Origin of the sequence: Mycobacterium sp. 1482292.6 (assembly GCF_001672995.1) — a bacterium.
In the GTDB taxonomy this organism is placed as follows: domain Bacteria; phylum Actinomycetota; class Actinomycetes; order Mycobacteriales; family Mycobacteriaceae; genus Mycobacterium; species Mycobacterium europaeum_A.
In genome coordinates, this window is record NZ_LZKV01000135.1 from 1 (window position 1) to 13,526 (window position 13,526).

Here is a 13,526-nt window from a genome sequence, read left to right on the forward strand (position 1 = left end):
CCCCGCGCTGTCCCGGGCGCCGCCGCCGGCTCCCGACGCTCCGCCGCCGCCGGCTCCGGACGCTCCGCCGCCGCCGGCTCCGGACGCTCCGCCGCCGCCGGCTCCCGACGCTCCGCCGCCCGGCCCGGATGTCCCGCCGCCGCCTGCCCACCGCGCCTACAGCGTGAACTGGGATGCCATCGCGCAGTGCGAGTCGGGTGGCAACTGGGGCATCAGCACCGGTAACGGCTTCTCCGGTGGACTGCAGTTCACCCCGAGCACCTGGCACGCCAACGGTGGCAGTGGCTCCCCGTCCGGCGCGAGCCGCGAGGAGCAGATCCGGGTGGCCGAGAACGTGCTGCACTCGCAGGGCATCGGCGCTTGGCCGGTCTGCGGACGCCGCGGCTGAGCCGACGCCCACGCGACTGTTGACATACATATAAGAAGTGCCGGGCCACCGGGCCCGGCACTTCTTAGCTCCAGGGGTTGGGGCCCCAGCGTCGGGTAGCGTCGGGCCCGTGACCGCAACGCCGCGCGAATTCGACATTGTGCTGTATGGGGCGACGGGCTTCGTCGGGAAACTGACCGCCGAATACCTGGGCGGCTCGGCGCCGGACAAGCGGATAGCACTGGCCGGCAGATCGGCCGACCGCCTACGCGCCATCCGCGACACGTTGGGCGAAGCGGCGCAGTCGTGGCCCATTGTGAACGCCGACGCGTCCTCGCCCTCGACGCTCGATGAGATGGCGGCCCGCACCCACGTCGTCATCACCACGGTCGGGCCCTACACCCGCTATGGGTTGCCGCTGGTGGCCGCCTGCGCCGGCGCCGGCACCGACTACGCCGACCTGACCGGCGAGGCGATGTTCGTCCGCGACAGCATCGACCTGTATCACAAGCAGGCCGCGGACACCGGCGCGCGCATCGTGCACGCGTGCGGATTCGATTCCGTCCCTTCGGACCTCAGCGTGTACGCGCTCTACCGGGCCGCGCGCGACGGCGGCGCGGGAGAACTCGTCGACACCGACCTGGTGGTCCGCTCCTTCTCGGGCGGCATATCCGGGGGCACCGTCGCCTCGATGTTGGAAGTGCTGGACACCGCCTCGCGCGATCCCGACGCCCGCCGCCGACTCGCCGATCCGTACACCCTGACCACCGACCGCAGTGCCGAACCCGAGATCGGCCCCCAGCCCGATCTGCCCCTGCGCCGCGGTGGCCGGATCGCGCCGGAGCTGAGCGGCCTGTGGACGGCGGGTTTCCTGATGGCGCCGTACAACACCCGAATCGTGCGGCGCAGCAACGCCTTGCTGGACTGGGCCTACGGCCGCCAGTTGCGTTACAGCGAAAGCATGAGCCTGGGCTCGTCGCCGCTGGCCCCGGTGGCGTCCGCTGTGGTGGGCGGGGTGGGTGCCGCTACCTTCGGACTGGGCAGCCGCTACTTCCGGTTGCTGCCGCGCCGGCTGGTGGAGCGCATCGTGCCCAAGCCCGGCACCGGCCCGAGCGAGAAGGCCCGGGAACGCGGCTACTACCGGATCGAGACGTTCACCACCACGACCACCGGCGCCCGGTTCGTGGCGCGCATGGAGCAGCGCGGCGACCCGGGGTACAAGGCGACGTCGGTGTTGTTGGGGGAGTGCGGCCTCGCGCTGGCGCTGGACCGCGACAAGCTCCCCGACCTGCACGGCGTCCTCACGCCCGCGGCAGCGATGGGCGACGCACTGCTGGACCGTTTCCCGGCCGCGGGCGTCACATTGGAGGTAGAGCGGCTGGCCTAGTGACCCGGGTCACGCATTTTGGGCGCTTACACGTGGGTAAACACCGCTCCCTAGAATTGACGGGTGACCGCCAGCCGCAGCCCCGCCACCGACCTGCCCAAGTCGTGGGACCCAGCTGCGGCCGAAAGCGCGATCTATCAGAAGTGGGTGGGCGCGGGTTACTTCGCGGCGGACCCGAACAGCGCCAAGCCCGGGTATTCGATCGTGCTGCCCCCGCCGAACGTGACCGGCAGCCTGCACATGGGCCACGCGCTCGAGCACACCATGATGGACGCCCTGACGCGGCGCAAGCGAATGCAGGGCTACGAGGTGCTGTGGCAGCCGGGCATGGATCATGCCGGCATCGCGACGCAGAGCGTGGTCGAAAAGCAACTCGCAATCGACGGCAAGACCAAAGAGGACTTCGGCCGAGAGCTGTTCATCGAGAAGGTCTGGGACTGGAAGCGGGAGTCCGGCGGCGCCATCGGTGCCCAGATGCGCCGGCTCGGCGACGGCGTGGACTGGAGCCGCGACCGGTTCACCATGGACGAGGGGCTGTCCCGAGCGGTCCGGGCGATCTTCAAGCGCCTCTACGACGCCGGGCTGATCTATCGGGCCGAACGGCTGGTCAACTGGTCGCCGGTGCTGCAGACAGCCATCTCGGACATCGAGGTCGACTACCAGGAGGTGGAAGGCGAGCTGGTGTCGTTCCGGTACGGATCGATGGACGACTCGCAGCCACACATCGTGGTGGCCACCACCCGGATGGAAACGATGCTCGGCGATACCGCGATCGCGGTGCATCCCGACGACGAGCGCTACCGGCATCTGGTCGGCACCAACCTGCCGCACCCGTTCGTGGACCGTCAGCTCGTGGTGGTGGCCGACGAACACGTGGATCCCGAATTCGGTACCGGCGCAGTCAAAGTCACTCCCGCGCACGACCCCAATGACTTCGAGATCGGACTGCGCCATGAGCTGCCGATGATCTCGATCATGGACACCAAGGGCCGAATCACCGGCACCGGAACGCAATTCGACGGCATGGACCGATTCCAGGCCAGGGTCGCGGTGCGCGAGGCGCTGGCGGCGCAGGGCCGGATCACCGAGGAGAAGCGGCCCTACCTGCACAGCGTCGGACACTCCGAGCGCAGCGGCGAGCCGATCGAACCGCGGCTGTCGCTGCAGTGGTGGGTCCGGGTGGAATCGCTCGCCAAGGCCGCCGGCGACGCGGTGCGCAACGGCGACACCGTGATTCACCCCGCCAGCCTGGAGCCGCGGTGGTTCGCCTGGGTCGACGACATGCACGACTGGTGCATTTCGCGTCAGCTGTGGTGGGGTCACCGCATTCCGATCTGGTACGGCCCCAACGGCGAACAGCGTTGTGTTGGTCCCGACGAGACCCCGCCGGAGGGTTGGGAGCAGGACCCCGACGTGCTGGATACCTGGTTCTCCTCGGGGCTGTGGCCGTTCTCCACGTTGGGCTGGCCGGACAAGACCCCGGAGCTCGAGAAGTTCTATCCCACAAGCGTTCTGGTCACCGGTTACGACATCTTGTTCTTCTGGGTGGCCAGGATGATGATGTTCGGCACCTTCGTCGGCGACGACGAGGCCATCACCCTGGGCGGCCGCCGCGGCCCGCAGGTGCCGTTCACCGATGTCTTCCTGCACGGGCTGATCCGCGACGAGTCCGGCCGCAAGATGAGCAAGTCCAAGGGCAACGTCATCGATCCGCTGGACTGGGTGGACGCGTTCGGCGCCGACGCGCTGCGGTTCACGCTGGCGCGCGGCGCCAGCCCCGGCGGTGACCTCGCGGTCGGCGAAGATCACGTCCGGGCGTCGCGCAACTTCTGTACCAAGCTGTTCAACGCCACCCGCTACGCGCTGCTCAACGGCGCCAAGCTGGCCCCGCTGCCGCCGCCGGCCGAACTCACCGACGCCGACCGCTGGATCCTCGGCCGGCTGGAAGAGGTTCGCGCGGAAGTTGATTCGGCGTTCGACAGCTACGAGTTCAGTCGCGCCTGCGAGGCGCTCTACCACTTCGCGTGGGACGAATTCTGCGACTGGTACGTGGAATTGGCCAAAACCCAACTGGCCGAAGGGATCACGCACACCACGGCCGTGCTGGCGGCGACGCTGGACACCCTGCTGCGGTTGCTGCACCCGGTGATCCCTTTCATCACCGAGGCCCTGTGGCAGGCCCTCACCGGTGACGAGGCCGAACACGAGTCGCTGGTGATCGCCGACTGGCCGCAGCCGTCCGGTATCGGCCTGGATCAGGTTGCCGCGCAGCGGATTACCGACATGCAAAAGCTGGTGACCGAGGTGCGCCGGTTCCGCAGCGACCAAGGGCTGGCGGACCGGCAGAAGGTGCCGGCCCGGATGGCCGACGTCGACGAATCCGATCTGGGCACCCAGGTGAGCGCGGTGACCTCGCTGGCGTGGCTCACCGCAGCGGGCCCGCAGTTCCAACCGTCGGCGTCGGTGGAGGTCCGGCTGCACCGCGGGACCGTCGTCGTCGAGCTCGACACCTCGGGCACCATCGACGTCGCCGCCGAACGTCGCCGCCTGGAAAAGGACCTGGCCGCGGCGCACAAGGAGCTCGCGTCGACCACCGCCAAACTGGCCAACGAGGACTTCCTGGGCAAGGCGCCGCAACACGTCGTCGACAAGATCCGGGACCGTCAGCGCCTGGCCCAGGAGGAGACCGAGCGGATCAACGCGCGGCTAGCCGGGCTGCAGTGAGCGTTCGATGACCGAGCCCGAGTGGCCGCAGGACGAGGTTCCCACCGAGCTTCCCGACCCGGTCCCCACCCCCGACGAGATCGCGTCGCTGTTACAGGTCGAACACCTGCTGGACCAGCGCTGGCCGGAGACCAAGATCGAGCCCAGCCTGACCCGGATCAGCGCGTTGCTGGACCTGCTGGGCTCCCCGCAGCTGGCCTACCCGTCGATCCACGTGGCCGGCACCAACGGCAAGACCTCGGTGGCCCGGATGATCGACGCGCTGATCACCGCGCTGCACCGGCGCACCGGGCGCACCACCAGCCCGCACCTGCAATCGGCGGTCGAACGCATCTCGATCGACTCCAAGCCGATCAGCCCGGCCCGGTACGTGGCGACCTATCGCGAGATCGAGCCGTTCGTGCAGATGGTCGATGCGCAGTCGCAGGCCGACGGTGGGCCGGCGATGAGCAAGTTCGAGGTGTTGACCGCGATGGCGTTCGCCGCATTCGCCGACGCCCCCGTCGACGTCGCGGTCGTCGAGGTGGGGATGGGCGGCCGCTGGGACGCCACCAACGTGATCAACGCCCCGGTCGCCGTCATCACCCCGGTCTCCATCGACCACGTCGAATACCTGGGCGACGACCTCGCCGGCATCGCGGGGGAGAAAGCCGGCATCATCACCCGCGCGCCCGAGGGAGCGCCCGATACCGTGGCCGTCATCGCGCGTCAGGCGCCCGAGGCGATGGAAGTGTTGTTGGACCGAACCGTGCAGGCCGACGCCGCGGTGGCCCGCGAGGATTCGGAGTTCGCGGTGCTGGGCCGTCAGGTGGCGATCGGCGGGCAGGTGCTGCAGCTGCAGGGCCTCGGCGGGGTGTATTCGGATGTCTATCTGCCGCTGCACGGCGAACACCAGGCGCACAACGCCGTGCTGGCCCTCGCGGCTGTCGAGGCGTTTTTCGGCGCCGGTGCGCAGCGCCAGCTCGACGTCGACGCGGTTCGCGCCGGTTTCGCCGCGGTCGCCAGCCCCGGCCGGCTCGAGCGGATGCGCAGCGCCCCAACGGTATTCATCGACGCCGCGCACAATCCCGCCGGCGCGGCCGCGCTGGCGCAGACCCTGGCCGACGAGTTCGACTTCCGCTATCTCGTCGGGGTGCTCAGCGTGCTCGCCGATAAGGACGTCGACGGCATTCTCGCCGCCCTGCAGCCGGTGTTCGACGCCGTCGTGATCACGCACAACGGATCCCCGCGGGCACTCGATGTCGAATCGCTGGCCCTGGCCGCGCGCGAGCGGTTCGGGCCCGACCGCGTGAGCACCGCCGAGAACCTGCGCGACGCCATCGACGTCGCGACCGCGCTGGTAGATGACGCCGCGACCGACGGCCCGGCCGAAGCGTTCTCCGGTACCGGCATCGTCATCACCGGCTCGGTCGTCACCGCCGGGGCGGCCCGGACCCTGTTCGGTCGTGATCCGCAATGACCGACGTCCCCGAGAACCCTGACTCGCAGGCCCCGGCGCCGCAGGCCGACCCGTGGCGGAGCTTTGGCGCGGTGATGGCGTTGACGCTGATCCTGGAAGCGATCGTGGTGTTGCTGGCGATCCCGGTGGTGGGTGCGGTCGGCGGCGGCCTGACGACGGTGTCGCTGAGCTACCTGATCGGGCTGGCCGTGCTGCTGATCCTGATGGCCGGCGTGCAGCGCAAACCCTGGGCGATCTGGGCCAACCTGGGGGTCCAGGCGATCCTGCTGGCCGGCTTCGCGGTCTATCCGGGGGTGGGGTTCATCGGCGTGCTGTTCACCGGGCTGTGGGCCCTGATCGCCTACTTCCGGGCCGAGGTCCGGCGCCGCCAGGGCTAGCGGCGCGGGCCGGCGATGACCTCCCGACCGCCGTCGCCCGACTCTTCGCCGCCCGGTTATGTACGCTGTCCGCCGTGACCGAACGGACATTGGTACTGATCAAGCCCGATGGCGTCCAGCGGCACCTGGTGGGGGAGATCGTCGGCCGCATCGAGCGCAAAGGCCTCTCCATCACCGCGCTGGAGCTCCGGGCGGTCAGCCGCGACCTTGCCGCCCAGCACTACGCGGAGCACGAGGGCAAGCCGTTCTTCGACTCGCTGCTGGAGTTCATCACCTCCGGACCGGTGGTGGCGGCCATCGTGGAGGGGCCCCGCGCGATCGCCGCGTTTCGGCAGCTCGCGGGCGGGACCGACCCGGTGGAAAAGGCGATTCCCGGCACCATCCGCGGCGACTTCGGGCTCGAGACGCAGCTCAACCTGGTGCACGGGTCGGATTCCACTGAATCCGCGAAGCGGGAAATCGCGCTCTGGTTTCCCAACGCGTAGAGCTGCGGTGATGGCGCCGCGGCGCGGTCCGCAGCGACTTTGCTGGCGCGGGCTGGCTCAGGTGTGGCTGGGACCGCCACGTGATGTGGGATACTGGTCTCGGGTGAACGTCGCCGGACCGGCGACAGACACCCGAATGAAGACTTAGACAAGCGCGACCAATAGCCCCGTCGCCTTGGTTCGCTGCATGTCAGGCCGTCATTCAGCACGGCGCCGAGTGGGTCTGCGATCCTGGGCCGCTCGGGGCGAGACCATCACAAGTCCGGGAGAAGTGACCCGGGCCCATAGCGAAGCCCTCGCGTGGCCGCGTCGCAACGACGCGCCCGGGGGCTTGAGGAGAATACGTGGTAGACGGTGCACCGACTGCAGACCCATCAGAAGAATCGACTCGGCCGCAGGAACTGCCGGACCGCCTGAGAGTTCATTCGCTGGCCCGAACGTTGGGAACCACCAGCAAGCGGGTGCTGGACGCGCTCAGCGAGCTCGACGGGCGCATCCGCAGCGCGCATTCCACCGTGGACCGCGACGACGCGGTGCGGGTGCGAGACTTGCTGGCGGCCGCACAGCCCGCCGGAACCCCGGAAGATGCGGACCCCGCGCCGGCGGCCGCAGCCGAGGAGCCCGAATCCCGGCTGCTGCTCGAGACCCCCGACACCGCCGCCGAGCGGCCGCATTACATGCCGTTGTTCGTCGCACCCCAGCCGATCGACGCCCGCGAGGACGACGCCGGCAGCGACGACGATGGCGACGACTCGGATGACGCCGACTCCGACGATGACGAGCAGGCTGACCGGCCGTCGAACAAGCGGCGCCGCCGCGGCCGCCGCGGTCGCGGTCGCGGACGCGGTGAGCAGGGCGGACCCGACGGCCAGGGCGACGACGGCGACGACGACGAGGGCCAACCGCGGGGTAGGAAGGGCGGCCAACCCGACTCCGGCGACGCCGAGGACTCCGACGGCCAGGACACCGACGACTCGGACGATTCCGACGACTCCGACAACGGTGACGACGGCTCGGCGGATGGCGGCAATCGGCGCCGCCGCCGGCGCCGCCGCCGCAAATCCGGATCCGGCGACGACAACGACGAGGGCTCGTCGCCCGACGATCCGCCGAACACCGTGGTGCACGAGCGCCCGCCCCGCAACGGCAAGGGCGGCGGCGGAGACGACTCCGCCAGCGCCAACAACGAGATCAAGGGCATCAACGGCTCGACGCGGCTAGAAGCCAAGCGGCAGCGGCGCCGGGACGGCCGCGATGCCGGACGGCGCCGCCCCCCGGTGTTGACCGAGGCCGAATTCCTGGCCCGCCGCGAGGCCGTCGAGCGGATGATGGTCGTGCGCGACCGGGTCCGCACCGAGCCGCCGCACCAGGGCTCGCGCTACACCCAGATCGCGGTGCTCGAGGACGGCATCGTCGTCGAGCACTTCGTCACGTCGGCCGCGTCGGCCTCGCTGGTGGGCAACATCTACCTGGGCATCGTCCAGAACGTGCTGCCGTCGATGGAGGCGGCGTTCGTCGACATCGGCCGCGGCCGCAACGGTGTGCTCTATGCCGGTGAGGTCAACTGGGAAGCCGCCGGGCTCGGCGGATCCGACCGCAAGATCGAACAGGCGCTCAAACCGGGCGACTACGTCGTCGTCCAGGTCAGCAAGGACCCGGTCGGACACAAGGGCGCGCGGCTGACCACGCAGGTGTCACTGGCGGGCCGCTACCTGGTCTACGTGCCGGGGGCGTCGTCGACCGGGATCAGCCGCAAGCTGCCCGACACCGAACGTCAGCGGCTCAAAGAGATCCTGCGCGAAGTGGTGCCGTCCGACGCGGGTGTGATCATTCGCACGGCGTCCGAGGGCGTCAAAGAAGAGGACATCCGCAGCGACGTCACCCGCCTGCAGGAGCGCTGGCAACAGATCGAGGCCAAGGCCATTGAGATCAAGGAGAAGGCCGCCGGCGCCGCGGTGGCGCTCTACGAAGAGCCCGACGTGCTGGTCAAGGTCATCCGCGACTTGTTCAACGAGGACTTTGCCGGCCTCATCGTGTCCGGTGAAGAAGCCTGGACCACCATCAACGATTACGTGAATTCGGTTGCGCCCGACCTGGTTTCGAAGCTGAACAAATACGAAACCGCCGAGAACGGTCCCGATGTGTTCGCGGTGCACCGCATCGACGAGCAACTCGCCAAGGCGATGGAACGCAAGGTGTGGCTGCCCTCGGGCGGCACGCTGGTGATCGACCGGACCGAGGCCATGACGGTGGTCGACGTCAACACCGGCAAGTTCACCGGGTCCGGCGGCAACCTCGAGCAGACGGTCACCAAGAACAACCTCGAGGCGGCCGAGGAGATCGTGCGCCAGCTGCGGCTGCGCGACATCGGCGGCATCGTGGTCATCGACTTCATCGACATGGTGCTCGAGTCCAACCGCGACCTGGTGCTGCGCCGGCTGACCGAGGCGCTGGCCCGCGACCGCACCCGCCATCAGGTGTCCGAGGTGACGTCGCTCGGCCTGGTCCAGCTGACCCGCAAGCGGTTGGGCACCGGCCTGATCGAGGCCTTCTCGACGTCGTGTCCGAATTGCGGTGGCCGCGGGATCCTGCTGCACGCCGACCCGGTGGACTCGGCCTCGTCGAACGGGCGCAAGTCCGAATCCGGTGGCGGCGGCCGCCGGGGCAGGCGCAAGAAGAACAAGGCCGAAGAGCAGGTGGTGGCCAAGGTGCCCGCCCACGCGCCGGGCGAGCATCCGATGTTCAAGGCGATGGCCGCCGGCTCCTCGACGCAGGGCGACTCCGAGGACGACTCCGACGAGGCCACTGAAGCCACCGACGAGCTGGAGCAGAAGAAGGCGGCGCGCGGCGTCGAGGACACCGACCAAGAGGACTTCGACGAGGACACCGACGACGAGGACACCGAGGACGAGGACTCGGACGACGAGGACGACGAAGACACCGACGACGAGGACTCGGACGACGACGACCTCGACGACGACGACGAGGACATCGACGACGAAGAGGACCTCGGCGACGACGACGAGGATCTCGAGCTCGACGACGACGACGAGGACCTGGACACCGAGGATGACGATTCCGACGACACCGACGCCGGCCAGTTCTCCGGTGGGGCCGAACAGGCCGGACCGGCTCGACCCCGACGCAGGCGCGCTGCGGGCCGGCCGGCCGGCCCGCCGATCCACGCGGACTGAGCCGGTCATGCCCGGTTTGACCCTGTAGCCGCTGGTCACGTACCCTTGGACAGTTGTCGTCAGGCCGGACGAGGAAAACTTCGGCCGGCGGCAGCGGGACTCCCGGGTAATCGGCGCAGGCCCGCACCCAGACCCACCACGTGCACCGCGGCTGGTTGGCGCGCGACGCGCAGAGCAGCGGCTAGAAGAAGGAGCAGAACGACGATGGCGACCTACGCAATCGTGAAGACGGGCGGCAAGCAGTACAAGGTCGCCGTCGGGGACGTCGTCAAGGTCGAGAAGCTCGAATCCGAGCCCGGCTCGAACGTGTCGCTGCCGGTTGCCCTGGTGGTGGACGGCGCCAAGGTGACCACCGACGCGGCCGCGCTGGCCAAGGTCGCGGTGACCGGCGAGGTGCTCGAGCACACCAAGGGTCCCAAGATCCGCATCCACAAGTTCAGGAACAAGACCGGCTACCACAAGCGTCAGGGACACCGTCAGCAGCTGACGGTCCTGAAGGTCACCGGGATCAAGTAGCGAAGGCGGCAGAGATGGCACACAAGAAGGGCGCTTCCAGCTCGCGCAACGGTCGCGATTCCGCCGCGCAGCGGCTGGGCGTGAAGCGATTCGGCGGCCAGGTCGTCAAGGCGGGCGAGATCATCGTCCGGCAGCGCGGCACCAAGTTCCACCCGGGCGTGGGCGTCGGGCGTGGCGGGGACGACACGTTGTTCGCCAAGGAGGCCGGCGCCGTCGAGTTCGGCATCAAGCGCGGCCGCAAGACCGTCAACATCGTGGCCGCCGGGCAAGCCACCGACTGAGGTGTGTTTCCGGGCCCAGCCCGGTGATTTCGGCGCCCGGTGGTAGGTGAGAGGACCCACGATGCCTCGGTTCGTCGACCGCGTCGTCATCCATGCGCGTGCCGGTGCCGGCGGTAACGGATGCGCCTCCGTCCATCGCGAGAAGTTCAAGCCGCTCGGAGGCCCCGACGGCGGTAACGGCGGGCGCGGCGGCAGCATCGTGTTCGTCGTCGATCCGCAGGTGCACACCCTGCTCGACTTCCATTTCCACCCCCACGTCACCGCCCCGTCGGGCAAGCAGGGCATGGGCAACAATCGCGACGGCGCCGCCGGCGCCGACCTGGAAGTCAAAGTGCCCGACGGCACCGTCGTCCTCGACGAAAACGGTCGGCTGCTCGCCGACCTGGTCGGCGCGGGCACCCGGTTCGAAGCGGCCGCGGGTGGACGCGGCGGGCTGGGCAACGCCGCACTCGCCTCGCGGGCCCGCAAGGCTCCCGGCTTTGCGCTGCTGGGCGAGCAGGGCCAGACCCGCGACCTGACGCTGGAACTCAAGACCGTGGCCGACGCCGGCCTGATCGGTTTTCCCTCGGCCGGCAAATCTTCGCTGGTGTCCACGATCTCGGCCGCCAAGCCCAAGATCGCCGACTATCCGTTCACCACGCTGGTGCCCAACCTCGGGGTGGTATCGGCGGGCGAACACACCTTCACCGTCGCCGACGTGCCCGGCCTGATCCCGGGTGCATCGCAGGGCCGCGGCCTGGGCCTGGATTTCCTCCGCCACATCGAGCGGTGCGCCGTGCTGGTGCACGTCGTCGACTGCGCCACCGCGGATCCCGGCCGTGACCCCATCTCCGACATCGATGCGCTGGAGGCCGAACTCGCCGCGTATACGCCCACCCTGCAAGGGGATGCGGCACTGGGTGATCTGACCGAGCGGCCCCGCGCTGTAGTGCTCAACAAGATCGACGTCCCCGAGGCGCGCGAGCTTGCCGAGTTTGTCCGTGACGAGATCGCCCAGCGCGGCTGGCCGGTGTTCCTGGTGTCGACCGTGGCACGAGAAGGCCTGCAGCCGTTGATATTCGGGCTGTGGCAGATCATCTCGGACTATAAGGCGGCCCAGCCCGAGATCGTGCCGCGGCGCCCGGTGATCCGGCCGGTACCCGTCGACGACAGCGGCTTCAGTGTGCAGCCGGATCCCCAGCAGCCCGGCGCCTTCGTGGTCAGCGGCGCACGCCCCGAACGCTGGATCCGCCAGACCAACTTCGACAACGACGAGGCCGTGGGATATCTGGCCGACCGGTTGGCGCGCCTCGGCGTCGAAGAGGAGTTGCTGCGGCTGGGCGCGCGGCCGGGCTGCGCAGTGACCATCGGGGACATGACGTTCGATTGGGAGCCGCAAACGCCTGCGGGACAACAGGTTGCGCTATCCGGTCGCGGAACCGACACGAGGCTGGAGCGCACCGAGCGCGTCGGCGCGGCCGAACGCAAGGCCGCCCGGCGCCAGCGGCGCGCCGGCGACGATGCAGAGCGCAGCGATGCTGAGGAGCGGCGCAGAACCAGAGTACGCGGTGAGGAGCAGTGACCGCGCACCGCGACGTCATCCGCACTGCGCGCAGCCTGGTGGTCAAGGTGGGCACAAACGCGCTGACCACACCGGCCGGGGTGTTCGACGCGGGCCGGCTGGCCGGGCTCGCCGACGCGATCGAGGCCCGGATGAAGGCGGGGACCGACGTCGTCATCGTCTCGTCGGGAGCCATCGCCGCCGGCATCGAGCCGCTCGGATTATCCCGTCGGCCAAGGGATTTGGCGACCAAACAGGCCGCGGCCAGCGTCGGTCAGGTCGCGCTGGTGAATTCGTGGAGCGCCGCGTTCGCCCGCTATGGCCGCACGGTCGGCCAGGTGCTGCTGAGCGCGCACGACATCTCGATGCGGGCCCAGCACACCAACGCCCAGCGCACGCTGGATCGGCTGCGCGCCCTGCATGCGGTGGCGATCGTCAACGAGAACGACACGGTGGCCACCAACGAGATCCGGTTCGGTGACAACGACCGGCTTTCGGCGCTGGTGGCTCACCTGGTCGGCGCCGAGGCGCTGGTGTTGCTGTCCGACATCGACGGACTCTACGACGCGGATCCTCGAAAGACCGAAGGCGCCAGGTTCATCGCGGAAGTGTCCAGCTCCGCGGATCTGATCGGTGTAATCGCCGGCCCCGGAAGCGATTTGGGCACCGGCGGCATGACCTCCAAGATGTCGTCGGCGCTGCTGGCCGCCGATGCCGGTGTGCCGGTGTTGCTGGCAGCCGCCGCCGACGCCGCGACCGCGCTCACTGACGCTTCGGTCGGCACGGTGTTCGCGGCACGCCCGGTGCGGATGTCGGCCCGGCGGTTCTGGGTGCGTTACGCCGCCGAGGCTGCCGGTGCCCTGACCCTGGACGAGGGTGCGGTGCGCGCGGTGGTGCGCCAGCGTCGCTCGCTGCTGCCCGCCGGGATCACCGCGGTCTCGGGCCGCTTTTACGCCGGCGACGTGGTCGAGTTGCGCGACCCGGACGGGGTGATGGTGGCCCGCGGTGTGGTCGCCTACGACGCGACCGAACTGGTCACCATGATGGGCCGCTCGACCTCCGAGCTGCCCGGCGAGTTGCGCAGGCCCGCGGTGCACGCCGACGACTTGGTGGCGGTGTAGGAGGTCCCCGGCGGACACCGCCTCGGGACCATGACGACCTTCCGGAACGAACTAGCGCATGTGCTAGCGCAATTG

General features: G+C 69.4%; 11 protein-coding genes. All 11 read left to right on the forward strand.

Translation table 11 applies throughout. From position 1 onward, the window contains the following. A partial coding sequence (locus A5624_RS27440; protein ID WP_304441842.1) for a transglycosylase family protein occupies positions 1-388 on the forward strand: 388 nt, incomplete at its 5' end. Positions 389-497: 109 nt separating this feature from the next. After that, positions 498-1,754, forward strand: coding sequence for a trans-acting enoyl reductase family protein (locus tag A5624_RS13890; protein ID WP_066867051.1), 1,257 nt, complete (start codon positions 498-500; stop codon positions 1,752-1,754). Positions 1,755-1,817: 63 nt separating this feature from the next. After that, entirely contained in the window at positions 1,818-4,478 is a 2,661-nt protein-coding gene (locus tag A5624_RS13895) for a valine--tRNA ligase (protein WP_066867053.1), read from the forward strand. A gap of 7 nt (positions 4,479-4,485) precedes the next feature. Then, positions 4,486-5,937 carry a folylpolyglutamate synthase/dihydrofolate synthase family protein gene (locus A5624_RS13900; RefSeq protein WP_066867055.1) on the forward strand — a complete coding sequence of 484 codons (1,452 nt, stop codon included), beginning with the start codon at positions 4,486-4,488 and terminating at the stop codon, positions 5,935-5,937. Further along, entirely contained in the window at positions 5,934-6,314 is a 381-nt protein-coding gene (locus tag A5624_RS13905) for a DUF4233 domain-containing protein (RefSeq protein WP_066867057.1), read from the forward strand. Before A5624_RS13900 ends, A5624_RS13905 begins: the two co-directional genes overlap by 4 nt. A 74-nt stretch (positions 6,315-6,388) precedes the next feature. Beyond that, on the forward strand, positions 6,389-6,799 hold the full coding sequence (gene ndk / locus A5624_RS13910) for a nucleoside-diphosphate kinase (RefSeq protein ID WP_066867059.1): 411 nt from the start codon (positions 6,389-6,391) through the stop codon (positions 6,797-6,799). 344 nt (positions 6,800-7,143) lie between these two features. Then, positions 7,144-9,993 (forward strand): Rne/Rng family ribonuclease, encoded by a 2,850-nt coding sequence (locus A5624_RS13915; RefSeq protein WP_066867061.1) that lies wholly within the window; start codon positions 7,144-7,146, stop codon positions 9,991-9,993. Positions 9,994-10,197: 204 nt separating this feature from the next. Beyond that, positions 10,198-10,509: a 50S ribosomal protein L21 gene (gene rplU / locus A5624_RS13920; protein ID WP_007769829.1), complete on the forward strand. Its 312-nt coding sequence runs from the start codon at positions 10,198-10,200 to the stop codon at positions 10,507-10,509. 14 nt (positions 10,510-10,523) lie between these two features. Further along, positions 10,524-10,790, forward strand: coding sequence for a 50S ribosomal protein L27 (gene rpmA / locus A5624_RS13925; RefSeq protein WP_008255217.1), 267 nt, complete (start codon positions 10,524-10,526; stop codon positions 10,788-10,790). Positions 10,791-10,851: 61 nt separating this feature from the next. Next, positions 10,852-12,351 carry a GTPase ObgE gene (gene obgE / locus A5624_RS13930; RefSeq protein WP_066867063.1) on the forward strand — a complete coding sequence of 500 codons (1,500 nt, stop codon included), beginning with the start codon at positions 10,852-10,854 and terminating at the stop codon, positions 12,349-12,351. Then, positions 12,348-13,451, forward strand: coding sequence for a glutamate 5-kinase (proB, locus tag A5624_RS13935; RefSeq protein ID WP_066867065.1), 1,104 nt, complete (start codon positions 12,348-12,350; stop codon positions 13,449-13,451). Before obgE ends, proB begins: the two co-directional genes overlap by 4 nt. Positions 13,452-13,526: the final 75 nt, after the last annotated feature.

Coding starts and splice junctions, on each gene's coding strand:
- A5624_RS13900 (WP_066867055.1), top strand. CDS start 4,486: ATGACCGAGCCCGAGTGGCCGCAGGACGAGGTTCCCACCGAGCTTCCC.
- A5624_RS13905 (WP_066867057.1), top strand. CDS start 5,934: ATGACCGACGTCCCCGAGAACCCTGACTCGCAGGCCCCGGCGCCGCAG.
- rplU (WP_007769829.1), top strand. CDS start 10,198: ATGGCGACCTACGCAATCGTGAAGACGGGCGGCAAGCAGTACAAGGTC.
- rpmA (WP_008255217.1), top strand. CDS start 10,524: ATGGCACACAAGAAGGGCGCTTCCAGCTCGCGCAACGGTCGCGATTCC.
- obgE (WP_066867063.1), top strand. CDS start 10,852: ATGCCTCGGTTCGTCGACCGCGTCGTCATCCATGCGCGTGCCGGTGCC.